This window comes from Mesorhizobium sp. ES1-4 (genome assembly GCF_020164745.1).
In the GTDB taxonomy this organism is placed as follows: Bacteria; Pseudomonadota; Alphaproteobacteria; order Rhizobiales; family Rhizobiaceae; genus Mesorhizobium.
Window position 1 is genome coordinate 49,523 of record NZ_JAIUGV010000014.1, and the last position, 24,971, is coordinate 74,493.

Sequence of the window (24,971 nt, forward strand, 5' to 3'; positions counted from 1 at the left end):
GAGCAATGTCGCATTTTCTCGACCGGCTAACCTTTTTCCGCAAGACCGTCGACAGCTTCTCGGACGGCCACGGAATCGTCACCAACGAGGATCGCTCGTGGGAAGACGCCTATCGCAAGCGCTGGCAGCACGACAAGATCGTGCGCTCCACGCATGGTGTGAACTGCACCGGCTCCTGTTCGTGGAAGATCTATGTCAAAGGCGGCATCGTCACCTGGGAGACGCAGCAGACCGACTATCCACGCACGCGGCCCGATCTTCCCAACCATGAGCCGCGCGGCTGTGCGCGCGGCGCATCCTACAGCTGGTATCTCTATTCCGGCGCGCGGGTGAAATACCCGATGATCCGTGGGCGGCTGCTCAAGCTATGGCGCGCGGCGCGTGCCATCATGCCTCCTGTCGCAGCATGGGCTTCGATCGTCAAGGATGCGGACAAGCGCCAATCCTACGTCTCGATCCGCGGCCACGGCGGATTCGTGCGCGCCACCTGGGACGAGGTGAACGAACTCATCGCGGCGGCCAATGCCTACACGGTGAAGGCCCATGGCCCGGATCGTGTCATCGGTTTCTCGCCGATCCCGGCCATGTCGATGGTTTCCTATGCGGCGGGCTCGCGTTACCTGTCGCTGATGGGCGGCGTGTGCATGTCGTTCTATGACTGGTATTGCGATCTGCCGCCGGCGAGCCCCCAGACATGGGGCGAGCAGACCGACGTACCCGAAAGTGCGGACTGGTACAACGCCGGCTTCATCATAGTTTGGGGCTCCAACGTGCCGCAGACGCGTACGCCCGACGCGCATTTTTATACCGAGGTTCGTTACAAGGGGACCAAAAGCGCAGTCGTCAGCCCGGACTACGCTGAAGCGACCAAGTTTGCCGATATCTGGCTCAACCCGAAGCAGGGGACCGACGCTGCACTGGCACTGGCGATGGGCCATGTCATTCTTCGCGAATATTACGTCGATCGTACTGTCCCGTATTTCGACGACTACGCTCGCAAATACACCGACCTGCCGTTCCTGGTTCGCCTCACGGAACGCGATGGTCGGTTCGTTCCTGAACGGCTCCTGCGAGCCTCGGAGCTCGCCGGTGGCTTGGATGAGAGCAACAATGCGGAATGGAAGACGGTCGCGATCGACGAGACTACGGATAAACTCGTCTCGCCGCGCGGATCGATCGGCTACCGCTGGGGCGAGGGCGCCAAATGGAACCTCGAGGAGAAGGACGGCGAAGGTCGGAGTATTCGGCTGAGACTGACGCTTGCTGGCAAGAAATCCAAGATCGTACCTGTCGATTTTCCGTATTTTGGCGGACGCGCCACCGAGCATTTCGTGTCGACCGATCACGGTGAAATTCTCACTCGCAACCTTCCGGTCCGGCGGATCAAGCTGAGCGACGGCTCCCAGGTGGCAGTCGCCACCGTGCACGACCTGATGATGGCCAATTACGGCCTCGACCGGGGCTTCGGTGGCGATCACGCGGCCAAAAGCTATGACGAGGATGTGCCGTTCACGCCCGCTTGGGCGGAGCGTATCACTGGCGTGAACCGGGATGCGATCATCACTGTGGCGCGCGAGTTCGCCACCAATGCGGAAAAGACCAACGGCCGCTCGATGGTGATCCTCGGCGCGGGCGTCAATCATTGGTACCACATGGACATGACCTACCGGGGGATCATCAATCTCCTGGTCTTCTGCGGAGCCATAGGCCAGTCAGGCGGTGGTTGGTCGCACTACGTCGGGCAGGAGAAGCTGCGACCGCAGACCGGCTGGACGCCGCTCGCTTTCGCGCTTGATTGGAGCCGGCCACCCCGGCACATGAACTCGACGTCCTTCTTCTACGCGCAGACCGACCAGTGGCGCTACGAGACCCTGACGGCCGCGGAAATATTGTCGCCGACCGCGCCCGAGGGGGACTGGAACAAGAGTTTCATCGACTACAATGTTCGCGCCGAGCGTATGGGCTGGCTGCCGTCGGCGCCCCAGCTGAAGCAGAATCCACTTTCAATCGCCGCGAAGGCCAAAGCCGCTGGCCTTGAGCCGAAAGACTATGTCGTCAAGGCGCTGAAATCCGGTGAACTCGAACTCTCCTGCCATGATCCCGACGATCCCGACAACTGGCCGCGCAACATGTTCGTCTGGCGCTCGAATCTTCTCGGTTCATCTGGGAAGGGACATGAATATTTCCTCAAGCATCTGCTCGGCACCACCCACGGTGTGATGGGTAAGGACCTCGGGCCGGAAGGGGCAGTCCGCAACACCGAAGTCGTCTGGCACGAGACGGCGCCGCAGGGAAAGCTCGACCTCCTGATCACGCTCGACTTCCGCATGTCGACCACCTGTGTCTACTCCGACATCGTCTTGCCGACTGCCACCTGGTACGAGAAGAACGACCTCAACACCTCGGACATGCACCCCTTCATCCATCCACTGTCGGCGGCGGTGGATCCGGCCTGGGAGTCACGCTCCGATTGGGAGATTTACAAAAGCCTCGCCAAGGCCTTCTCGGAAGTGTCCCCGGAAGTGCTGGGCGTCGAGCAGGACGTGGTTCTCACCCCGATCCAGCATGACAGCCCGGCCGAGATGGCCCAGGCCCTCGACGTGAAGGACTGGAAGCTTGGCGAAGTCGAACCGATCCCGGGCCTGACAATGCCGTCAGTGGCAGTTGTTACCCGCGACTACCCCAACCTGTACGCCCAGTTCACAGCGCTGGGGCCGCTCATGACCAAGGTGGGCAATGGGGGCAAAGGCATCGCCTGGAACACCACCCACGAAGTCGAGGCGCTCGGAGCGCTGAATGGGGTGCATATCAAAGGTGCGGGCAAAGGCTTGCCGAAGATCGAGACCGACATCGATGCAGCGGAGGTCATTCTCATGCTTGCACCGGAGACTAACGGTGAAGTGGCGATCAAGGCTTGGGAAGCCTTGTCAGAAATCACCGGCCGGGAGCACGCCCACCTTGCCTTGCCGAAGGAAGACGAGAAGATCCGCTTTCGCGATATCCAGGCGCAGCCGCGCAAGATCATTTCTTCGCCGACATGGTCCGGTATCGAAAGCGAGAAGGTCTGCTACAATGCCGGCTATACCAACGTCCATGAACTGATCCCGTGGCGGACGTTGACCGGTCGCCAGCAACTCTACCAGGATCACCTCTGGATGCGGGCCTTCGGCGAAGGGCTCGTCACCTGGAAGCCGCCAGTCGATCTTAAGACGATCCCAGGCATCAAGGACGTCCGCCCCAACGGGCACAAGGAGATCGTCCTCAACTTCATCACGCCGCACCAGAAGTGGGGCATCCACTCCACCTACTCAGACAATCTCTTGATGCTGACGCTCAACCGTGGCGGCCCGGTGGTGTGGATCTCCGAGACTGATGCCAAGACGGCGGGCCTGGCCGACAATGACTGGGTCGAAGTCTTCAATGTCAATGGCGCGCTCACCGCGCGTGCCGTCGTTTCACAGCGGATCAAGCCGGGCATGATGATGATGTATCACGCCCAGGAAAAGATCGTGAATACGCCCGGGTCGGAGATGACCGGCCATCGCGGCGGCATCCACAACTCGGTCACCAGAACGGTGCTGAAACCTACCCACATGATCGGGGGCTACGCGCAGCAGTCCTACGGCTTCAACTATTACGGCACCGTGGGTTCCAACCGCGATGAATTCATCGTCGTCCGCAAGATGGCCAATGTCGATTGGCTGGAAAGGCCGCTCGAGTCCGAAGCGCCGAAGGAGGCTGCAGAATGAAAATCCGCGCTCAGATCGCCATGGTGCTGAACCTCGACAAGTGCATCGGCTGTCACACCTGCTCCGTCACCTGCAAGAACGTCTGGACCAACCGGGAAGGCGTCGAGTACGCCTGGTTCAACAATGTCGAGACCAAGCCTGGGGTGGGCTACCCTAAGGAGTGGGAAAATCAGAAGAAATGGAATGGTGGATGGCGCCGCAAGAAAAACGGCCGCATCGAGCCGAAGATGGGCGCCAAATGGCGTATCCTTGCTAACATCTTTGCAAACCCCGATCTGCCGGAGATCGACGACTACTACGAGCCGTTCACCTTTGACTACCAGCATCTGCATACGGCGAAAGAATCGAAGGCTTTCCCCACGGCCCGCCCACGGTCGGCGATCACCGGCGAGCGCATGGAAAAGATCGAATGGGGCCCGAACTGGGAAGAGATCCTCGGCGGCGAGTTCGAGAAGCGTTCGAAGGACGTGAACTTCGAGGGCGTCCAGAAGGACATCTACGGCCAGTTCGAAAACACCTTCATGATGTACCTGCCGCGGTTGTGCGAGCACTGCCTCAATCCGACCTGCGCGGCGGTATGCCCCTCGGGCGCCATCTACAAACGCGAGGAGGATGGCATCGTCCTGATCGACCAGGACAAATGCCGGGGATGGCGCATGTGCGTCTCCGGCTGCCCCTACAAGAAGATCTACTACAACTGGTCGTCGGGCAAATCGGAGAAGTGCATCTTCTGCTACCCCCGTATCGAGGCGGGGCAGCCGACGGTTTGTTCTGAAACCTGCGTCGGGCGCATTCGTTATCTCGGCGTGATCCTCTACGACGCCGACCGTATCGAGGCGGCTGCCAGCACTCCCGATGAGAAGGACCTCTATCAGGCGCAACTGGACGTTTTCCTCAATCCGAACGACCCGGCCGTCATCGCTCAGGCCCGCGCTGATGGGATACCCGACAACTGGCTGGAGGCGGCCAGATTGTCGCCAGTGTGGAAAATGGCGATGGAGTGGAAGATCGCCTTCCCCCTCCACCCCGAATACCGCACCCTGCCGATGGTGTGGTACGTACCACCGCTTTCGCCCATCCAATCAGCGGCGGCCGCAGGTAAGATGGGCGTCGACGGCGACATGCCCGACGTGCGCAGCCTGCGCATCCCGCTCCAATACCTCGCCAATTTGCTGACCGCGGGCAAGGAAGAGCCTGTGGCTCTCGCGCTTGAACGCATGCTCGCGATGCGCAGCTACATGCGGGCAAAGACGATCGATGGTCGCCTTGACGAGTCGATTGCGGCGCGTGTCGGCCTGACGGGAACGGCCATCGATGAAATGTACAAGGTGATGGCGATCGCGAATTACGAGGATCGTTTCGTCATCCCGACGGCACACCGGGAATGGAGCGAGGACGCTCAGGACATGCGCGGCTCTTGTGGCTTCTCCTTTGGAAACGGCTGCTCGGGAGGTTCCACGGAGACCAACCTGTTTGGCACCAAGCAGACCAAGCGGTCAACAAACCCGATGGAGATCGTGTGATGACGGTGATGCTGTCGCACAAAACGTTCAAGGCGCTCTCGGCGCTCCTTGCCTATCCGACTGAGGAGCTTTCAGCAGCGATCCCGGAAATCACCGCCGCCCTCGCGGCTGAGAGGTTGGTATCGAACAACGCAATCGAGCAGCTTCATCCCTTACTTGGCGATCTGTGCCTTCTGAATCTGTACGACCTCCAGGAGCGGTACGTCGAGCTGTTCGACAAGACGCGCCGTCACTCATTGCACCTTTTCGAGCACATCCATGGTGAGAGTCGGGATCGTGGTCAGGCGATGGTCGATCTGGTCGAACATTATCAGCGTGCAGGGCTACTCGTCACGGCGAACGAACTGCCCGACTTCATACCTCTTTTCCTGGAGTTTCTTTCGGATCGTCCGCTCGACGAGGCGCGGGGCCTCCTCAAAGAGACCGCCCACATTTTCGCGCTGCTGGAAGAGCGGCTCGCCAAGCGAAACGGGGGGTATGCCGCCGTATTCGCGGCCCTACGCTCTATCCTCAGCGAGCCCGCCGTGGCCGCGACTGCGCTCGACGACGACGAGCCGGAGGACTTGGCGGCCATTGATGCGGCTTGGGAAGAAACCGCCGTCACGTTCGGCCCAGGAAATGCGACCGACGGCTGTTCCGTTGATCGCTTGCGAATTCAGATGCGTGCCGCGCGCCGCGACGCACGGCACAATTTCGGGCCTGAAATAGGGGGAAGCGATGTCTAACATAATTAACGACGCGCTTTTTGGCTGGTATCCCTATTTCTGCCTGACAGTCTTCCTGCTCGGCAGCCTGACACGGTTCGACCGCGAGCAGTACACGTGGAAGACGGGTTCCTCCCAACTGCTGCGGCGGCGCCAGCTTCGCTGGGGCTCCAATCTTTTCCATGTTGGCATCCTGGCAATTTTTGGCGGGCATTTCGTCGGCCTGCTGACGCCTATTTGGGTATTTGACGCTCTTGGCGTCTCGCACAGCTTCAAGCAGGGACTCGCTATCACCGTCGGAGGTATCGCAGGTATAGCCTGCTTCATCGGTGTAGCGCTTCTTGCTCACCGTAGGCTGTTTGATGCGCGCATCCGCAATACGTCTGCTCCCGGCGACATCGCAATTCTGTTGCTGCTCTGGCTGCAACTGACGCTTGGCCTTTCAACCATCTTCGTCTCGCTCGGTCACATGGACGGCCACGAGATGGTGAAATTCATGAACTGGGCCCAGGGAATTCTAACCCTGCAGCCAGCCGCCGCAGCCTATGTCGCAGACGTCAATCCGATCTTTAAGGCGCATCTGCTGCTCGGCATGACGATCTTCCTGCTGTTCCCGTTCACACGGCTGGTCCACGTGTGGAGTGCGCCGATCTGGTATCTCGGCCGTCCTGGGTATCAGGTCGTGCGGACGCGTTTCGCGGAACGCCGATCACCTGCGTCGGTGCCAACAGTCCGATCGTCCGAACCGGTGCGGCCTATTACCGTACCCGCGCACCAACCTGCGGAGTAGATCATGGCAGCGCTCGTCATCAATCACGCGACCGGCCGCGTTCCATCGTCCGAACACCCGCACGAACACCGACCTGCAGCCCCCGACACGGCGCCGTCCCGCGAGCGCGTCGCGATGCCCCCGGTCACTGTCAACGGCGTGGCGATATCGCGGAAGGCGATCGCCGCCGAGGTCCAGAACTTTCCTGCCCGCAATCCCGGTGAGGGCTGGCGTGCCGCAACCGGTGCGCTCGTCATTCGTGAGTTGCTCCTGCAACAGGCGAGGCGACTCGATATCGTTTCGGAGCAGAGGGTCGACCAGGATGGGCGCAGGGAGACCGTCGAGGATGCGCTGGTACGCGGGTTGATCGAGCGCGAGGTCCGGGTTCCGGAGGCGGATGAGAAGATGCTGCACCGTTTCTATCAGAACAATCTCCGCCGCTTCATGACGCCATCGCTTTGTGAGGTCGACCACATTCTCATCGGCGCGCGCCGCGATGAAGGCGAAGCCTTCGCCGCGGCGCGAGAAAAGGCGCTGTCGCTCAGATTGGCGCTGGAAACCGCGCCGGAGCGTTTTGCAGCTGTGGCGCGGGACTGCTCGGATTGCCCGTCTGGGACCATCGGCGGTAGTCTTGGCCAGATCGGGCCGGGCGACACCACGCCCGAGTTTGAAGCCGCTCTCGTCAATCTCGTCCCCGGGGACATTTCACCTCCGGTAGAGACTCCCTATGGCGTCCATCTCATCCGTCTGACGCGGCGGATCGAGGGCCGCCAGCTCCCATACGAGGTCGTGCGGGAGCGCATCGCCTCGTACCTGGCCGAGCATGTCAGTCGGCAGGCGAGCGCGCAATACGTGTCTCTTCTTGTCGGGCAGGCGAATATCAGCGGTATCGAGATCGACGGCTCATCAACGCCATTGGTACAGTGAGGATAATGCGATGCTCGGAAACCTCATCGCCTCGCTCGACGATCCAAAAGTCGCAATGGCGCTCTTCGCAGCGTTCGATGAGCCTGTCTTGCTGGCCCGCCTGGCTGCGGCGGCTGACGCGTCCGGTCGCTTGCCGTCCGAGATCGTCGGCGCGGCCGTTCGCAATTTCGTGGATACAGCATCTGAGGATCATTGGACCCAATTGATAGGGCTCATGAATCGAGCGAAGGATCCTGGCCTCGCGGCGATGCGTGCAATTCTCGAAAAGTCCCTGCCGGGGACCAAGGGGATTTGACGATGGGTGCGCTAGGCAAGAGCTGCTTCCACCCAAGCGTGCAGACAATGTCGTTTGAAACCGCACGAAATGTTGCCGTCGCGCTTACCCAACCGCTTACCAGGCAGGAGGACGTGCCGTTGGCGCGTGCCTTGGGACGCATCTCGGCCGCGAAGGTTCGCGCTCGGAGTGCACTTCCCTCATTCGATCAGGCGGCGATGGACGGATATGCCTTCCGCTCAGGCGAGAAGGGCCTCTCTATGGTCCTGCCCATTGCCGGGCGCACGTGCGCTGGTGACAAGCCGGGTGTACTGGCGCGCGGGACAGCCCATCGCATTATGACCGGCGCCGCATTGCCGGCCGGCGCGGATACCGTCGTTATGCAGGAGCATGCAACCCGGAGAGGCGATTGCGTGCAGTTTGGCCTCGACATAGAAACCGGCACGCACATTCGACGGTCTGGCGAGGACGTAAAACGGGGAACAACTGTCCTCCAGCCTGGCTGTGTGATCGGCTGGCCCGAGGTTGCGCTTCTAAGCGCGCTCGGTATTGCGACCGTTTCGGTTGCCCGTCCCTTGCGGATCGTGGTGCTTGCGACCGGATCAGAGCTCCGGGACGTAGGCGAGGCGCTTCCGCCTGGCGCAATCTACAATAGCAATGGCCCCATGCTCAGCGCGCTGCTGACGGGGCCGAACGCACATGTTACCTCCCTGACCGTCCGTGACGATCTCGATGCCACTACGCACGCGCTCGAAAGCATAGCGGGATCGGCCGACCTCATCGTCGCGACTGCGGGGATGTCAGTGGGGGAAGAAGACCATGTGCGAGATGCCGTCATACTTGCCGGAGGCGACCTCGACATCGTCAGGGTGGCGATGAAGCCCGGCAAGCCGCTGGCGATCGGCACGCTTGCAGGCGCCTATTTCATAGGGCTCCCAGGCAACCCGCAAGCCGCAGCATTTGGCGCGCTCGCTTTCGTGCGCCCGATGATGGATGCACTTCTCGGTCGGTCTCCGGCGAACCGCACTACGGCCGAGATGGCGTTCACATATCCCCGCAAGCTGGATCGAACTGAACTGCTGCCGGTCCGCTTGAATATTGAGCAGGGCAGGTTGATCGCACACCGTAGTGGGCCGGCAGGCTCGCACAGAATGATGCCACTTCTGGCCGCCGACGCAGTGGCCGTTGTTCCAGGCGCTGCGACGCCCATGCAGGCCGGCAATTGTCTGGAAGTATTGCCCTTCAGCCGAACTTGCCCGAGCGGATGAGCGATGCGGTCAACGCGAAATGGTCCAGCTTCTCTCGGGGGCCAGCCCAAGACGAGGCCGACAATCGAAACCCCCGCCTAAGGAATTCCGATATGCAGAGCAATACAAGCCATCCCATGACTGCCATCGTCTATTCTGATGGTCCGCGATTCGAGACGGTCCTGCGCGAAGTCACAGCTGCTATGGCCGACCAGGGAATGAGACTGGCCGGTTTGGTTCAACACAGCCGCCCAAATCCCGATCGCCGGAAATGCGACATGCTCTTGCAGGATCTCGCGATGGGAGAACTTCATTTGATATCGGATGATCGCGGCGCCCACGCCAGCGGCTGCGTCTTAAACACGGATCGGTTGCTGCGCGCGTGTGAGACGGCGCAGGCCGGACTATCGGATCGAACCGACCTTCTCGTACTCTGCAAATTCGGAAAAGCCGAGGCTGAAGGCGGTGGTTTCAGAACTTTGATTGCAAAAGCGCTTGAGCTTTCAGTTCCTGTTTTGATTGGCGTGCCCCTCATCAATCTGTCGCCGTTCAGGGAATTTTCGGCAGGGTTCGCACGGGAAATCGATGTGACCGAGTTCGGCATCGATTGGCGCCCCGTTGCGGCTGACCTTGCGCCTCAAATCTAGTCCGGTTTGAATTTCGTTCTGGCCCATCGAGAGGACCAGGACATGAAGTGCAGCCATTTCTCTGAAGAGCAGATCAATTGAATTTTGAACAAGCATGAGGGGGGCGGTCGCCGATCTGGTGCGGAAGCACGGCGTCAGCGATGCTTCGATCTATAACTTGAAGGCCGCTTCAGCGGGATGAATGTCTCCGAGGCTGGGCGACAGGGAGCTGAGGGCGAGAACACGCGGCTGAAGCGGGTTCTGGCCGACGCCATGCTCGACAATTCCGCGTTGGAGGATCTCGTGGGAAAGAAATGGTGATGCCCGTCCAGGTGCGACCAAGCACGCAGATCAGGTGATCGAACGAGAGGCGGCCCGGGCCAACGGCAATGGGCGATTGCGGCTCGTGGGCGTCGGTTTCATAGGTAGCTCGCATTGGGGGATATTCTTTAGCTCATCGCCGAGCTGACCCCGGCCCAGGCCATGGCGCGGTAGTCTACGACCTGGCTGAGGCTCTGCCTGATGACCGAGAAGTAAGACGAGACGTCTATACCTCGCGGCACGAACAGGCTGTGGCGCCGGATGTGGCAGATCTCGCGCACGAGTCTGTGCGGTCGGGACGATCCGCCACCTCGATGTCGATGGCCGACAGGATCCGGAAAGACAATTGGCTAAAGGCCTGCGCGATCGGCGTGGAGCAGATCGCGCCGGTTGGATCGCCGCTGTCGAGGGCCGACATGCGCCGCCGCCATAACATCGGCACGGGTGGCGCCGGCACCAGGTACCGCACTAGACCAATGCCACTTCGCATTTATGCGAGTTGGTGTTGACGACAACAGTGGCAGCACGGCGATTACCTCGCCCAGTGCTAAGCCCATGAGTCGACGATTCGCCAAGCGATCTACTTAGCTGAATTCGTCATTAACGTTGGGCGGCTAGGTGCGGCTTTCCGTTGCCGCGAACTGCGGAAACAGGATGTTGTTCTCTAGGTGGATATGCTCCATCAGGTCCTCGGCAAGTTGGGCCGTTCCGACGTATAGCGCCTGCCAGGAGCGGCAGGCTCCGTCGGGCGTGGCGAAGTCGTCGGTGAGGCTTTCGATGAGCCGAAGCAAGGTGCCCTGGTCGTCGTGCTCGTGCCGCAGTTCCGAAATTGGGATATCGAACTTGCCATTGGCCCACTGCCGCATTGCCGGAAACAGAATGGCCTCTTCCTTGGCCATGTGCTGCTCCAGTTCGCTCTGCATCTGCTGTAACGCATCTGAAAGGCCGGCCGGCACCTTCGGATGCTCGGGATGCACCGCCTCAACCTTACGCGACAGCGCGATGAGCTCGGGCAGAGTGCGGCGGTGCGCCTCGTGGTAGCAGGCTTCGATGTGGTCGATCAGTTCGTTGCTGTCCATCGAAGCCGGTGCGGCTGTTTCCCCGGCGCCAGTACCAAGTGCCTCCAACGCATGTTCAAGCTCGTCGGGATCGACTCCGCGCCGGTGGGCGGCGGCGTCGAGGGTGAGATCGCCGTTGCAGCAGAAGTCGATCTTGAACCTGCGCAATACGGCAGTGGCGCCAGGCAGGGTAGCGGCTATGTCGCCGACGGTGCGCTCCCATAGTTCTGGAATTGGGAATTGAGTGTTCATGACGAAGCTCCATGCGTGTTCAACGGCCTTGAAAATCAGAGCGGACTCATCCGACGCAACGCACCATTGAGGCCGAAATACTGCAAACCGTTCAGCCATGAATTGCCCAGATAAAGGTTCGGGTCTTTGCGCTGGAACAAAGAGGGTCAAACTGTAGCCCGACTCGACGGCGTATCCGCAGACATTCGACGAGCCGAAGTCCATTATCGACTTTGTCTGCGATCGAGCCGCGACCTAGCTGTTCCGGTTCTTGGGTACGCCTCAGCCCGCCGCGGTGTCTTGCGTAATGGTCGTGATCCCTTGCGTGTCGTCGATGACAATGGATACGACTTGGCTCGCGCGAGATCTGGGTCGGGCTGAATGCTGTTGCCTTTTTCTCGAAGTCTATCAGCGACAATTCAGTTCTTGTGAACTGATATCATTGCGCCGAAGACTGGTCGCAAATATGCTTCATAAACTGCTGCTCAGGGAGGGGATGATGGTGGGGCCAGATGAATTGAAATAAGGCGGATCTGCGCTTGGGCGAATACATGCGAAGAGCAACTGACGTGCTCCCCTGAAATATCCTCGGTTTGAGGTTAGCCTGTTCCTCGGATGAGGAGACAGGCAATGAAGCGATCAAGATTTTCTGACGAACAGATCATCGGCATTTTGAAGGAGCGTCAGGCTGGGCTTTCGGCGACGGTCATTCTGGTTTTCTTCGCCAATTTGCTGCTGCATAGACCGCTGATTGAATCGCTGCTGTTCTCACTGGCGCTCGCGGTGGGCCTCACGCCGGAACTCCTCCCAGCGCTGGGTGAGCCGACATGGTCGGCGCGGTTGTCGCCGGAAGATTATCGCGGCCTAACACCGCTGATCTACGGTCATGTCAATCCCTATGGCCGTTTCGATCGCGATCTCAACCGCAGGATCGAATTCAAGCAGAAACAGGCGACCTGATCGCAATTGGAGGAAAAAATGCCCGTTTCGAAGAAGCCCCGGAAGAACGTCGCCCGATCTGGTGGCGACAACGTGCCGTCCACGCCCCTGGCTGCCGTTGGCGGGCGATCTTGGTCATCGTCATTTCCGCCACGACGAGTGCCTCTCCGGGGCGCTGGCTGCGAAGAACACGCGATCATGAAGGCGCTGTTTCGAACCCCCGTCAGGACGTTCCGGGCGCTGATGGGCCGCTCCAGGTGCCGCCGCGCTACCGGCTGTCGCTCAGCCTGCCTGGCTGAGTTGCTGGTTACGTGCCCGCGCAGCGATAAGCAGAGTAGTCTCGTCGGTCATGCCGCTCTGGAAGAGCAGGACAAGGTCAGCTGCAAGCTTCTCGGCTTCCGGTGAACCCGGCTGCACGTGGCCTTCTTCGCATACCTGAACGAAAATCGCTTTGAGGCATTCGAGATCGGAAGGATAGAGAGCCGGATCAATGTTCATGTGATCAATCATCTGGGGCCTCCACTTGGCGGCAGGGGTTGAACGGAAGGACGGTGGAGAATGACTCCCGTTCTCCCGATTGTCATCGAAAACTTTGTGACATCCGGATACAGAATAGCACCACAGTGCCACGACAGGACATGCGCACTGTGAAGCTTTGGATATGAATCCGACGGTGGCGGTATCACCTGCTATATGGAAAGCGGGAAGTCCTGATGCCCAGCCGTATTTAGCTGCCCAAGCAGCGCAGGTCCGGCGTTTATGACTGCAGTTTGCTCCTTGGGACGCAGTAATGCTGTAGATCGAGCCTGTGTCCGATGGGACTATGGTCCATCTTGGAGCCACTCATTAGAAATATATTATTGTCGAAGGGAGAAGGTTTGATGTCGGCGGAAGCCATCGTCGAAAAATACATGGCCGCAGCGACAAAGCGTTTCCTCGGCTCATGCGACTCGCTGATCGCCACGCCGGGAGACGAGGGCATCATATTCGAATTCTCAGTCTCAGGAGCGCTTTCGAGGCTGGAAGTCCATACAGGCAACCTCACGCCGACGAAAGTGCGTTCCGCCTTTGTTGAACTTGGGATGGAAATTGGTAGACTAAGCAGGATCCGCGACGGAAGAGAGCCGCCGCCGGGACGTGGCCGCAAAGGTCAGGCAAACACGGAGAAAACAACGGTTCTCGGGATGGTGTAGCGGCCTGTGGACAGGGTTTCCGGCACGCTTGCTGGCGATGCGCGCGCGTGGTTGTCACCGATCTCTCATTGCGAGCGGCAGAACGTGCGATCGAAACAAAGGTCTCGGCGGAGGCCAGTTTGATGAGCGATGAAGCGAAAGCATTCATGGCGATCGGCGAGGGCTTCACGAGACCCGCTCTCCTCGAGCGTGACATGCAACGCTGCGTTCATCTTACCGAACTGGCTGTTCACCTCCTGCCGCTTCAGGATCGGGGGCGCACAACGTTGGGCTCGTGCCTCGCTACGTCCTTTCGAGACAATGATCGACACGGGCATATTCGCCGCGCTATCGATCCTGCTGGGCTTTCCGGAGGGGCTGTCGATACGTCGCGGCGCACAGCCTCTACGGAACCGGGTCGCGAACAATTCGCACATTTGACAATCTTGGCGAGGTCGCCAAGGCGGTTGAAGATATCGATGCGCTGGCCCTGAATAATGGCCTCGAGTCCATGTGGCGGGCGACGATTGACCGGATGGAAAGCGAGGAGACCAAGGAGCTTGTTCGCGGCCATGCCGCATTGGTGATGCACCCAATCGGGGAGGAACGGGGAGAGGAACAATGGTCTGAATGGATCATTAGATGATCCGTTGCATGCTTGCATTTTTTGGCAAGATGCCTTAAATATCTTGGCAGATTGCCGGAGACTGAATATGAGCACCCCTGTCGCACTCCTTGACGATGTTGCACGCAAACTCGGCGGAGCGGCTGTGCTTGGAGCCGATGTCAGGTCGCAGGCGGACCTCGCGATGATGGTGCGGCGCCGGCTTCCGCTTGCTACGCTGAAGGGCTTGTCTCTCGCCGGGCTCAGCGAGCAGGAGATCGAGCGCTTCGTAATTCCGCAACGCACGCGCCGGCATCGCGCGGAGAAGAACGAGCCTTTGACGGTCGAGGAATCCGACCGAGCCGTACGGCTCGCCCGTATCCAGTCGCTTGCGGAAGAAACCTTCGGAGATCCCGCCAAGGCGAACCGTTGGCTTCGCAAGGAACTGGCGGAACTGGGCGGTGAAACCCCGCTGACCGTAGCGCAGACCGAGGCGGGCACACGCGTCATCGAGACCATCCTCGGCAAGATCGCCTGGGGTGCTGCCGCCTGATGCGGCTGTGGCGGCTTTCCAGCCTGCAATTCGCGGAAGCCATGGATGGTGGCTACGGGTTGCTGTTCAATGGGCGTTGGAACACCGTCGGCCGCCCGGTGACCTATACGGCCACGTCGCCATCGCTTTGCGTCCTTGAAAAGCTTGTCCATGTCGAGGATCCGGCATTGCTGCCGGCACTTTCAATTGTGGCCTATGACGTCCCCGACGAAACGCCGAGCGCTCGACGAGCCTTGTCCGATCTGCCTGATGACTGGCGCCGCAGAGAAGCAGACACTCAGCGGATGGGCGACGAATGGCTGGTCGGGCTTGAACACGCGCTTCTGTTCGTCCCGTCAGCGATCGTTCCGGTGGCCGGTAGCCCGGACTGGAACATCATCGTCAATCACCGCCATCCCGCGGCAGCGGCACTCAAGATCGAGCGGATCGAAGCTTTTGAACTGGATGTCCGGTTGCTCGGGTAACTGTGGGAATACGAATTAACAATAATCAATGGTTTAGTTCCATAAGATAGATTATGCGACTTTCATAAGTAAAAGACAGTATTTCTTAGTCTCATAAAGTGTGAATGGCGCTTTCTGGAGGCCTTGTTAATTGTAATCGAGAGGCAAGGCGATCAGTGTTGCAGCGATCGGCTTACTCTAATTCTTAGTTCGACAGCTCTCTCCGTTACTCCGCCACGTGGAATCGGAATTCCGTCTCCGCTGGTAGTGACGATACTCACGCGGCTTCATCATCCGCGTCGGTAATACGCGAAACAAGGCGCGCCAAACACGCCCCGCGACTTTGACGCGGACTTTTGGCGCACCGCTCGGACCAACGCGAAACGCATTCGATGTGATGACGCCGTGGGAATTTGGCGTCAGGACTAATGGCAAGGAAGTCAAGCCGTTGTCTTTCGCAACGAACGCGATGATCTGGAGAAAGCCTCTTTCCACCAGCAGATAGTTTTGTCTAAACAGTTACAGTGGAAACTTCTTGTAATGTTGAGTCATCCGGCGTCCAATCCAGCGCATAACATTGACCGACATCGAGTTACCAATGCATTTGTAGCGCGCGTTGTCGGTCATGACGGCACCGTTTACATCCACCGCAGTCCATCCTTCAGGGAATCCCATAAGCCGCTCACATTCGGTTGGAAGCAATTCTCGCACAACGAGGCGGTCCCAATCGATCGTTTCAAGATTGAACGGGTGGCCATCGTCATGATCGGCAGCCGCGACGTACGCGACGCTCGGCACACGGTTGGTGCCCGAGGCCTGTGAACGCAGGGTGGGAATAACAGTCGTGGATGCCGCCTGGCTTCGCGCTTTCGCGCTCTGGCCCGCCATGAAGGCTATCGGTCCCCGATATCCGGCGAGTTCTTGAGCGCGTGGTCCAGGAACACCGGCAGTGGCTTTGATCTTCCTGAGGCTGACCTCAGGACGTAGTTCTTCACATTCCTCGTCAAAGAGTACTTCGCGAGGGTCGACGCCGGCAGATCCATGTCCAACACGAGCGAGAGCGTAGACCCGCTCACGTCGGTTGGGCTTGCCGAAATATTGCGCGTCGAGGAGGCGCCAGGCCACGTCGCCGTCCGGCCCTGATACATAACCAGCGTTGGCGAATCGTCCGTCTGGCGGGACGACCGCTGCTCCGCCTGCCGTCGCAATGCGCCCAAGGAGGTAGCCAAATCCATTCTGATCGTCATTCAAGACACCCTTTACGTTTTCCCAAAGAACCCATTTCAATCCGTTGATGCGCTTCATTCTCTCGATGAGATCGATGAAACCGAACATCGCCGCGCTGCGATGGTCGAGCAGTCCAGCCTTCGATCCGGCGGCCGAGAACGCTTGACAAGGTGACCCACCCTCGAGCAGGTCGATTTCGCCCAGTTCTTCCAGATCTGCGTCCGTGATGTACCAGATGTCCCCAAAGTTGGGCGTCTTGCCATTGATGGGATAGGTGGTCCGCGAGCGTCTGGCGACGATATGTTCTCTGTTGTCGCGCTCCTTCTCCAGCATTTCCCAGTGCTTTTCGTGGCTTGGGGCTTTGATCCGTGTCGGCGCGCGCGACTGTCCCGCTCCCTTCGCGTGCCCGCTTTCAATCCGGTGCGCCAACGCGTACATCTCGTCGGCCATCAGATCGGGATCGGTGGTAGGATGGTACTTGGGAGTCGTGGCCCCACATCGCGCCGCCAAAACCGCGCAAGCGTCCGGATCGTAGTCAGCGTAGCCCGCGAACGTCCAACCCAGTTCCTTCCACGCGACTGTTGCCGCGCTGATACCGCTGAAAGTTGAGAATACACGCAAGATAATACCTCCGGCTGACGGCCCTTCCGGCCGCAGCTCCAATAGCCGCAATCCAGGTTAGAAGACGTATCGACTCGGTCAGGTCGCAGGCAGAATCTCGGGCCTGGCCCTTACCGAACCGGGTACGACGTCATGGCGATGGGCCAGCACCGGCGGCCAAAGCCGCCGATTGTGCTCCGCGTCAGTCACGCCATCGCGGCGATGTCCTCGGAGCAAGCGCGCGAGCGCAGTGCGGCAAGGTTCAGCCGCCCTGGTTTTACCCGTCGCGGAACCTTGAGGGCCGCCGCCAGATCGATCTCCGAGCCCGTCAGGGCGCGCATGATCGAAGCGCCGACCGCGTGTGCCATGCTGGGCGGAAACGCGTTGGCGATCTGGCGAAATACCTGCAGGTCGCTTCCCTTGAATTCCCAATCGGCGGGAAAATCCTGGATGCGGGCCATCATTCCCAAGGTCAGCCTTGGCTTGTAGCCGGCAGGAGTATCAGCCCCCGGAGCGGTCTTGGCCCGCCCGCTGGGATTGACGCCGAGTTTGAGCCAACTCTGGCGCGATTTGTCCTGGGCAAGATCGATGCCCTGTTTATTTTGACTGCCGCCGATCAATGTCGGCGCGTAGCCGTCCGCTCCCTTGGCCCATTCATTCACATGGGGCCATCCTTCCGTCGCCATGAGGTCGCGTAGCGCCTCTCCCACAGTTGGCGCTGTCGTATCCAACGGCCTTGGCCAACGGAACCGATGCATGATGCCCGGCTGGAAGCCGACCAGAATTGCTCTTCGGCGCTTCTGTGGCAGCCCGAAATCGGGTCCTTGAAGAATACGCCACTCGGCGTCGTAGCCAAGGCTTGTCAGTTGTGAAAGGATCCGCAGCCTGTTCACGCTGTTGGAGACATGCAATGCACCGGTGACGTTCTCCAGCATGACCGCCTTGGGCCGCAACTGGCGCACGAGGCGGAGTGCTTCCGGAAACAGGTCGCGCTCATCATGCGCGCCACGGCGCTCGCCGGCAGACGAATAGGGTTGGCAAGGCACTCCCCCGGCAAGCAGGTCGACGCCTTCACAGGCAGAGAGATCCAGGCCACGCAGGTCCGCGTGCACGACCGGCCATTTTGGACCGTTGGCCTGGAGAGTGGCAACGGCATCCCGATCGATCTCGACGAGACCGACATGGTGGAAGCCGGCCGCTTCCAGTCCCAGGGCTTGCCCACCCGCACCGGCACAGATCTCGAGCACGGTTCGCATTCCACCACCTTCGGCCCGCACGCGCCCCGGTTGAGCGTCTGTGTCGAGCGGGACATCTCCCGCTTCGCGCATGCGTGTGGTCGCCGATTCCGGACGAGTATCTTCATCGTGGCCAAACGCCCAGGCCAGATGCCAGACCAGATCATGGTCGAAGTCCAGCACTGTGGTGAGCGGCCGCTGGTAGTGCACCTCCACGAAAACCTCGCCTGCCCCGATCCGGCGCAGCGCGGCATCAACTTTCATCCAGCTGCCACGACCGGGTAGCGCGCCAGACGGCCCCTTGCGCGTCACGAAATTCGCCCCTGCGATGGCTGGGAGCTGTGCAAGGAGCTCGCCAGCATCTTTGGCGAGTCTCGAAACACGAATCGTCTCGAAATCGGCAACTGATTTGGATCTGTCGAATTCCGACAGCATGATCACCTCATTGGTCAACGTCTCGAGCGACGAAAGCCATGATGTGGCGGCGCTCCGTGCAATGCGAGCCGCCGCATTCTTCAGGTCACGCGTTCTGCTCTCGTCAAGCAAGCCTTCGTTCGCGGCGCGCGCAAGCGCAATGTCCCGCTTGAGACCACGGAACTCCTTGGCCTGCAGGCTGCGACCCGCCTCAATCATCCTGACGGCTTCGTCGCGCACTTCTTCGGACTGGGCGGCGAGATCAAGCAGCACGGTGACGGCGACGCCCTTTTCTACAAAGAGTTGCCGCCGGGTGCCGAGCGTCTCGGCCAGCCGCACGTAGCGAGCCACGTCGCGACGGGGGATCTGGCACTCGCTCGCGAGAAACGCCGATACTTCCTTCGCCGAAAGATTCTCGGTGAGGTTCGCCCAGAGATCGCCGATACGGAAGGCTTCCTTCGCCTGCATCGCGCGCCAGCGCGAAACCTTGTCCTTGGCCCGGCTGAGTTCACGTCCGTAAAGTGCCTCAATCTGGCGTCGGTCTTCGTCGAGAGCGTCATCGTCAAGTAGCTCAACGATAGGAGCGTCTTCATCATCGCCCAAGTTACCGTCGACGATTTCTTCCTCAGTGACCTCGATCGGCGGGATGGTGTCGCCCAAGTCCAAATGTGGCGTTGCCTCATTGGCTTCGGTCTCACCGCTGTCACCCTCAGTCCACGCGGACCTATCTTCCGTCGGTTCCATCTTTTGCCCCCTTCCTTGAACAACCCTGCCCCGCTCATAGGCGAGAAGAATTTGAGAACTGGTGAGGTCGATCGCTAAAAGGCGATCGATATGACGGGATATTCCTGTTCGCGCAGATGACGCAGGGGCAACTCGGAAGATGACAGCGGGCCGACGACAACTGAGCCGTGACGCGCACGATCTCCTAGCTTGAAGGCTTGTCGGATCTGTCAGATCGATGATCCCGTGAGACTTCGATAACGCCATCACCCGACCCCGCGATTGAGGCGGAAATGAACTGTTGTACCCTCGCGGACAGATGCCCGCAGCACGCCATGGCACGCAGGTCCTCGGCCTCACACCTTCCCAACGCGGATAAAGTTCTCCGTGCGTCATGATAGGTCATGATAAATTGCGTTTGACACCTTTCGGTTACATGCCGCCGAGAAGCCCTTTGTCGCTTGCATGCCGGATCGGCAACCTCGATCTCGTAGTGAGCGTATCGAAGTGACCGGAGATGAGCATGCCGAGGCCAGCACATGCCGCAAACAGCGAACAACAACGTCGGCAGCGGCGCTATCGCGCTCGCCTCCGCGCGACCGGGCAACCGGAGGCATCCGCGGTCGATGTCGCAGTCGCCGCTGCCGTTGCCGCCTATGCCGATAGAGCGGCGCTCGATCCGTCTCTCGATACAACGGCTCTCAGGCGTATCCTGCGAGATGCCGTCGACAGGCTCGCCGATGCCGGCTGTGACCCCCATCAGGCACGCCTAAAAGTCATCCGCCGCGCGGGACGTTTTGGTCGTTCGGTCCCGCCAGGCCTCGATGAAGATTCTGGGAAATGACGGCGTTCTCGCCCGAAGAGCACCTTCAGCCGATCATGCTCTCCCCGTTACTCTATTATGGGGAATCGGAATTCCGTCTCCGGCGGTAGTGACGATACTCGCGCGGCTTCATCGCCCCGCGCCGGCAGTACCCGGAAGAAGACACGCCAAACACGCCCTTTGACTTTGACGCGGACGGTTTTGGAGCGTCGCTGGGACTAACCAGAAACGCGTTCGATGTGATGACGCCGTGGGAATTTGGCGTCAGGATTAACGGCAGGCAAGTCAGAGCCGTTCTCTTTCGCAACGAACGTTAAGGAAATGAATGATGCAACCGGGTGCTGGTGGAGGAATGATGGACGTGCCTGGTTGCGGCAACATCTTCGGCGATTTCGGTGGGTCCGATCGGGATTGCGCACTCGCCAAGGCCGACACTGCCAGCAGGATCGTTCTCGCAATTGAGGCGTCTCGATTGATGGACGAGGAGGCAGCCACCCTGACCGGCTTCGAACGAGATCAGATGCGGTGCGTAGTCCGCGGGCGGGTGGTTGACGGCATATCGGCCGAAAGATTGCAGGCGGCGCTGGAGGCACTCGAGGTTTGGCAAAGGGGACGAGCGTTATTTGCAGGATGAAGACCAAGCCCCAGCGTGGAGGAACGGGTGGACAAGGGACGGATTGGCTCTGTTCGGCTTCCACCAACTTTTCGGGAATTCGCGGGCGGTCTAGCGAGGCGCGGAATCTGGAAGATTTTCGTCGTCTTCAGGATCGTCGAAAACGAACTGCACGCCGTCGATGGGGTTGGCCGGGATCAGGTCTGCGAAGCCGCCCATTTTTCTGGTCTTCGGAGCCTCTTCGATCTTCTCAGCCAAATGCGCCGGGATCGGCCTGGCGATCTCGTCTCCAGACCACGTCAGGATTGATCCTCCGACTTGCATGCACTCCGGCAGCACGACGCAGCGTTGCCTTGTAGTCAAGAGGTAGACGTCGCCACCGATCGTCAGCCGCTCCGGTATCTCGGCAATGCCATGCCCGATGATCATGTTGCCCAGCACGGTCAGATTCGGCGGCAGGACAACCGACATGCCGTGAAGAATCGACGCATTGAGCTGGTCGAACGTAGTCCCGGCTGGGATCTCGTCGATGTCGTGCTCGACTCCGTTGACGTCGACGGCATACGGCCAGAAGGCTCCCCTGCCCTTCCACCCGGCCGCCTTCGCCAGCTGCTTCAGGATCGCCATGTGCCTCGCTTCCGGACTGGCGTTGCGCTTGCCCCTGATCTGGTCGATCTCTCCGCAGTTGATTTTGATGGTGGCAACTGACCGACCCTTCCGGTCACGCAGGGAATAAATCTCATGGTTGCCGGCCGCGAGTCCTGCGTCGTACGCACCATGGCCCACACAGTGATGCATTCGCCTGGATTCGAGGTCGAGGGCTTCCGGGGTCAGCAGTTTGACGAGCTTGTAGCCGTCCTCAAGGCCCGCGACGCAGCGCTCGTCGGCGGCGCCGAGCGATTTGGCAACCTGCGCGTTCCTGCGGTCCATGACTTTGTCAGCCTCGCGGATCAAATCTTCGTAGGTGGCGCATTTCGGCAATTTGCGCGGACGGCCCCGGTCATCCGTATTTCCAAGCCAAGGCACGCCTTCGTAGAGATCGACAGCGAGCCAGTCGAGGATGTGCCGCAGGACTTCGCGACGCGGGAACGGGTCATGCCAGCCTTCGGATATGGTCTTCGGGTATTCCTCGCGCATCCGGTTCGCCGCAATGCGGCCTATGCTGTGACGCCCGAGAAATGCGCCCCCGATGTCGATGTCGTATTCCTCGTAGATTCCGTGCAGGTATTCTTCGAGTGCCTCGACATCCTGCGGCAGCAGTCCCTTGAGATTCATTGTCATCCCCCTCAGTTCCCTGAAGCAGGATTGTCTGCCGTCCGGCCTGTTTCAAATCCTTCTGGCGGCAAATTTAGTTGACGATGCCCATGTGTATCTTCGACGCGTCAACATTGCTTCGCGAGATATTTCAAAGGAGCATACGATCCCTTCGAGCCGCATTTCGACGTCGTCGGCATGAGGTCAGGTGGACTGCCTGCGCCGGGCCGCCGCAAGATCGCGTTTGTCGAGGGCTGCGCTGCAGCGTGCGCAGCGTGCCAGCTCCGGCTGGGTCCGGAACTCGGCCTCGGGGATGGATGCGATTGCGTTCCTCTTCCTGCATGCGATGTCCAGCGGCCGGGGCGACATCCTCATGTGATATTTCATGCTGCCTTCCTCCTGAAAACGTCGAACCCGGCCGCCCGGATCCGGTCCATGGCTCTGCCGACCAGCTCGGCTTCCATGGCCGCAACCACGTCGGCCGGCGGAATCAGGTTAGGACGGTTGTCCGAGGCCCATGCCTTGACGGTGCCGAATGGCCTCCTGAGGATGCGGGCGAGGTCGTCGAGGGGGACGCGCAGTTCCCGCCGGAGTTCGTTGAAGTGGGCTTTCGCGCTCATGCCGCCGCCCTCGCGCAATGAACGCTTCTGATCTTCCAGGTCAGCGCCGCCATCTCTTTCATGAACCGCACCGCAGCAGCAGTGGCGGGATCGCATCGCCTCCGGCGACACAGTCCATGATTTCATAGGCGGCGAACGCCCGGTTGCACTCCCCGTCTACGGAAAGACGGATCTCGATGCCGACCCTCTCCACCGCATCAGACCACAGCCGTCCGAACTGGCGTACAGTCATCACCGGGTCGACGTCGCGGAAGATCGTCAGCGTGTCGCCGTCGGCCATCGGCGCGTTATAGTCCGCGACCCTGGCCTCAGCCGCCATCTCGTCGACGAAATCGAGATCTCTGTTGTCCGCGCCGATGTTAAGCAATTCGTCCATGGCGCGGTGCAGGATGACGATCGCATCGACGCCGCCAATCTTGCCGGCCATGTAATCCTGGTGCGCCTGGATTGGGGCGATGCCGATCCTTGCGACCGAGGCCTTGAGTTCCTGGTTCATGATAGTCCCCTTCTGCCCGGTTGCGCGCTTGTTGCTGCAGTTCCCCGGCGAGATGTCCCCGTATATGCGGCCAGCGCGATGCCGGCCGCATAGGCTGAGACATCTCAAGCTGCTGCGTTGAGATCGCCCAGGACGTCGCGGGCGACATAGACCCCGAGATCCTCTACAGCGAAGAGGGCAACTCGCGCTGCGTCGTCGGCTGTCCAGTCGATCATCGGGACCTGATAAGCCGCATAGCGCGTCCCGACTTTCACCTGCGCCCATCGCGCGCCGCCGTGCAACTGCTCCCATGCGAGGGGTTCGAGGTTGATCCCCTCGACGTTGTCCTGCGCAGCCTGCAGGGTCTCGTTCACGGCTTCGACCTGGTGGTTGTCGAGGTTGACGAGGACAACACCTTCTTGTGTCTGGTCAAGCTCGATGAGCATGCCGAGAGCTGCTGCTACCGCCGTGCGGACCTGCTCTTCGTCGATCTCGACGTCCTCGCCGATCTCGACATGTTCGCGGAAATTCAGGCTGTAGCATTCGATCGCGTCGGCAACCTTCCAGCTGCCCTAGGTGCCGGGTCCGTTGAGATCCTCGTTGTCGAGGATGCCGTCAATGACCCACGTCGCGAGCAGGTCGGCTTCGTAGTCCCGCGGAAGTGCCGACCCCATAAGAGCGTCGATCCTCTCAATGCTAAAACGTGTATCCATGTCTAGTACTCCTATATAATGCCCCTGAGGGCTGTCCCTCATGATCTCGGCCTCGTTTTCTGCCGCTCACGCAACAAAGGTGTCCGTTAATGGACAGTAGTGAAAGGGATAATTTGTTGATGCGTTTCTTAAATAATTGTTGATTGATCTCAAATCAGTTGACGTAATACAAGATATCATCCGTTAAAACTTCGATTTTACCATGAAATGATTTTTCGGAGACCGGACCTCCGGAGACAGGGCTATCATTATCTGGTCGGCAGGGTTTCGATCCGCCGCCAGACATCGCCCAGGCCGCCGAAGCCGGCAGCATCGCCGGAGCAGCCGCCACAAGGCCAGAGGCCTCACCGTCAACAGGATTGGCCGACCCGGCCGCGACGTCAACCACACAGCCGGCGACGGACTGACGCACAGCAGACAGGGAAACGGACAGGAATGCGGAGGGGCGCAGCGCCACCTCCGCGCGCTTTTTCAATTAATAGATATGTGCACGGACGCGCCTGCAGGCGCAGGCGGGCGGGTGCGGGGGAGCGGCGCAGACAGGTAGGTTGGAAGCCGCGCTATTCGGTTCCGGCGACGGCACGAAATACAACTCGGCCACCTGTTGCCAGCGCCGTTGACCTCCTTCAAGCGGCCAATGGCCTCCTCGAAGTTCGAGACGCTGCCTGTCCATTTGTCGGTGACGTAGCAGTAGTTCGGCTTGCAACTCCCCTGTGGCAAGGACTCCATGGCCGCGATCACGTCGTCCCTGTCGGCGAAGAGGCCCAACCGATCTCCCAAAACGCTGCCGTCCTGATAGGACGTGGAGATGAATATGGCGGCGTAGCGAGGCAGCCGCTCCTTGGCCTCCTGCTGCCTGATGTATTCCTGAATCAGGCAGTCGTCGTCGAGGTCCGGACGACATGGAATATGGGTTGCTAATCCTTTGCCAGGTTCGAACGGCTGTCCGTCACGCCGGAATGCCGACCAGATCAGGCGGCTGATGATGTCGCTGGCTTCGTCGTGTGAAATCTCTCTCGTCTGCGTCATAGCCGTGACCCTTCCTGATTTCCGAGACCCCCATCCGGGTAATTTCCCGACCCCCACCCCCCGTGTCTTAAGGAGGCCACCGGGGCGTTATTTCGCCGTGAATCA

At 60.0% G+C, this 24,971-nt stretch carries 24 protein-coding genes and 2 pseudogenes; 14 read left to right on the plus strand and 12 right to left on the minus strand.

From position 1 onward, the window contains the following. Positions 1-5: 5 nt before the first annotated feature. The 9 genes and pseudogenes from LB556_RS23990 to LB556_RS24030 form a co-directional block, all read left to right on the plus strand. Positions 6-3,749, plus strand: coding sequence for a nitrate reductase subunit alpha (locus tag LB556_RS23990; RefSeq protein WP_224570077.1), 3,744 nt, complete (start codon positions 6-8; stop codon positions 3,747-3,749). Then, complete coding sequence (gene narH, locus LB556_RS23995; protein ID WP_224570166.1) at positions 3,746-5,272, plus strand: nitrate reductase subunit beta; 1,527 nt, start codon at positions 3,746-3,748, stop codon at positions 5,270-5,272. The genes LB556_RS23990 and narH overlap by 4 nt, the downstream gene beginning before the upstream one ends. Next, positions 5,272-5,997: a nitrate reductase molybdenum cofactor assembly chaperone gene (narJ, locus tag LB556_RS24000; RefSeq protein WP_224570078.1), complete on the plus strand. Its 726-nt coding sequence runs from the start codon at positions 5,272-5,274 to the stop codon at positions 5,995-5,997. The genes narH and narJ overlap by 1 nt, the downstream gene beginning before the upstream one ends. Further along, positions 5,990-6,766, plus strand: a complete 777-nt coding sequence (gene narI, locus LB556_RS24005) for a respiratory nitrate reductase subunit gamma (RefSeq protein ID WP_224570079.1) — start codon at positions 5,990-5,992, stop codon at positions 6,764-6,766. Before narJ ends, narI begins: the two co-directional genes overlap by 8 nt. Before the next feature lie 3 nt (positions 6,767-6,769). Next, complete coding sequence (locus LB556_RS24010) at positions 6,770-7,672, plus strand: peptidylprolyl isomerase (RefSeq protein WP_224570080.1); 903 nt, start codon at positions 6,770-6,772, stop codon at positions 7,670-7,672. Between the two features lie 10 nt (positions 7,673-7,682). Next, complete coding sequence (locus tag LB556_RS24015; protein ID WP_140892560.1) at positions 7,683-7,967, plus strand: hypothetical protein; 285 nt, start codon at positions 7,683-7,685, stop codon at positions 7,965-7,967. Between the two features lie 47 nt (positions 7,968-8,014). Continuing rightward, entirely contained in the window at positions 8,015-9,214 is a 1,200-nt protein-coding gene (gene glp / locus LB556_RS24020) for a gephyrin-like molybdotransferase Glp (protein ID WP_224570081.1), read from the plus strand. Positions 9,215-9,306: 92 nt separating this feature from the next. Next, positions 9,307-9,840: a DUF2478 domain-containing protein gene (locus LB556_RS24025; RefSeq protein WP_224570082.1), complete on the plus strand. Its 534-nt coding sequence runs from the start codon at positions 9,307-9,309 to the stop codon at positions 9,838-9,840. Between the two features lie 81 nt (positions 9,841-9,921). Next, positions 9,922-10,134 (plus strand): annotated as a pseudogene (locus tag LB556_RS24030) (transposase); the annotation flags it as partial. Positions 10,135-10,366: 232 nt separating this feature from the next. Here the strand turns inward: LB556_RS24030 and LB556_RS24035 are convergent. Next, complete coding sequence (locus LB556_RS24035) at positions 10,367-10,558, minus strand: hypothetical protein (protein WP_224570083.1); 192 nt, start codon at positions 10,556-10,558, stop codon at positions 10,367-10,369. A gap of 196 nt (positions 10,559-10,754) precedes the next feature. Next, complete coding sequence (gene ric / locus LB556_RS24040; RefSeq protein WP_224570084.1) at positions 10,755-11,654, minus strand: iron-sulfur cluster repair di-iron protein; 900 nt, start codon at positions 11,652-11,654, stop codon at positions 10,755-10,757. A gap of 405 nt (positions 11,655-12,059) precedes the next feature. Between ric and LB556_RS24045 the strand changes: the two genes are divergently transcribed. Beyond that, on the plus strand, positions 12,060-12,389 hold the full coding sequence (locus tag LB556_RS24045; protein WP_224570175.1) for a hypothetical protein: 330 nt from the start codon (positions 12,060-12,062) through the stop codon (positions 12,387-12,389). A 261-nt stretch (positions 12,390-12,650) separates the two neighbouring features. Here LB556_RS24045 and LB556_RS24050 read toward each other — a convergent pair whose 3' ends face one another. Continuing rightward, a complete protein-coding gene (locus LB556_RS24050) occupies positions 12,651-12,878 on the minus strand; it encodes a hypothetical protein (protein WP_224570085.1) in 228 nt (75 codons plus the stop codon). A gap of 611 nt (positions 12,879-13,489) precedes the next feature. Between LB556_RS24050 and LB556_RS24055 the strand changes: the two are divergent. From LB556_RS24055 to LB556_RS24065, 3 genes and pseudogenes are all read left to right on the plus strand, one after another. Then, a pseudogene (locus LB556_RS24055) lies at positions 13,490-13,734 on the plus strand (transposase); the annotation flags it as partial. Between the two features lie 519 nt (positions 13,735-14,253). Further along, entirely contained in the window at positions 14,254-14,697 is a 444-nt protein-coding gene (locus LB556_RS24060) for an antitoxin Xre/MbcA/ParS toxin-binding domain-containing protein (protein WP_224570086.1), read from the plus strand. Further along, positions 14,697-15,161: an RES family NAD+ phosphorylase gene (locus tag LB556_RS24065; protein ID WP_224570087.1), complete on the plus strand. Its 465-nt coding sequence runs from the start codon at positions 14,697-14,699 to the stop codon at positions 15,159-15,161. The genes LB556_RS24060 and LB556_RS24065 overlap by 1 nt, the downstream gene beginning before the upstream one ends. 498 nt (positions 15,162-15,659) lie before the next feature. On the opposite strand, the gene LB556_RS24070 is transcribed toward LB556_RS24065, so the two are convergent. Continuing rightward, a complete protein-coding gene (locus LB556_RS24070) occupies positions 15,660-16,988 on the minus strand; it encodes a DNA cytosine methyltransferase (protein ID WP_224570088.1) in 1,329 nt (442 codons plus the stop codon). Between the two features lie 185 nt (positions 16,989-17,173). Beyond that, a complete protein-coding gene (locus LB556_RS24075) occupies positions 17,174-19,360 on the minus strand; it encodes a DNA cytosine methyltransferase (RefSeq protein ID WP_224570089.1) in 2,187 nt (728 codons plus the stop codon). Positions 19,361-20,487: 1,127 nt separating this feature from the next. Between LB556_RS24075 and LB556_RS24080 the strand changes: the two genes are divergently transcribed. Next, complete coding sequence (locus tag LB556_RS24080; RefSeq protein ID WP_224570090.1) at positions 20,488-20,796, plus strand: helix-turn-helix domain-containing protein; 309 nt, start codon at positions 20,488-20,490, stop codon at positions 20,794-20,796. 90 nt (positions 20,797-20,886) lie between these two features. Here LB556_RS24080 and LB556_RS24085 read toward each other — a convergent pair whose 3' ends face one another. The 7 genes from LB556_RS24085 to LB556_RS24115 form a co-directional block, all read right to left on the minus strand. Then, the gene (locus LB556_RS24085) at positions 20,887-22,056 is read right to left on the minus strand and encodes a PcfJ domain-containing protein (RefSeq protein WP_224570091.1); all 1,170 of its coding nucleotides are present in this window, start codon (positions 22,054-22,056) and stop codon (positions 20,887-20,889) included. A 356-nt stretch (positions 22,057-22,412) separates the two neighbouring features. After that, complete coding sequence (locus tag LB556_RS24090; protein ID WP_224570092.1) at positions 22,413-22,649, minus strand: hypothetical protein; 237 nt, start codon at positions 22,647-22,649, stop codon at positions 22,413-22,415. 58 nt (positions 22,650-22,707) lie between these two features. Continuing rightward, the gene (locus LB556_RS24095; RefSeq protein WP_224570093.1) at positions 22,708-23,145 is read right to left on the minus strand and encodes a hypothetical protein; all 438 of its coding nucleotides are present in this window, start codon (positions 23,143-23,145) and stop codon (positions 22,708-22,710) included. Between the two features lie 104 nt (positions 23,146-23,249). Continuing rightward, entirely contained in the window at positions 23,250-23,570 is a 321-nt protein-coding gene (locus LB556_RS24100; RefSeq protein WP_224570094.1) for a hypothetical protein, read from the minus strand. A gap of 126 nt (positions 23,571-23,696) precedes the next feature. Next, a complete protein-coding gene (locus LB556_RS24105) occupies positions 23,697-23,837 on the minus strand; it encodes a hypothetical protein (RefSeq protein WP_224570095.1) in 141 nt (46 codons plus the stop codon). Positions 23,838-23,991: 154 nt separating this feature from the next. Beyond that, positions 23,992-24,312: a hypothetical protein gene (locus LB556_RS24110; protein WP_224570096.1), complete on the minus strand. Its 321-nt coding sequence runs from the start codon at positions 24,310-24,312 to the stop codon at positions 23,992-23,994. Then, on the minus strand, positions 24,309-24,866 hold the full coding sequence (locus LB556_RS24115; protein WP_224570097.1) for a hypothetical protein: 558 nt from the start codon (positions 24,864-24,866) through the stop codon (positions 24,309-24,311). Before LB556_RS24115 ends, LB556_RS24110 begins: the two co-directional genes overlap by 4 nt. Positions 24,867-24,971 lie beyond the last annotated feature (105 nt).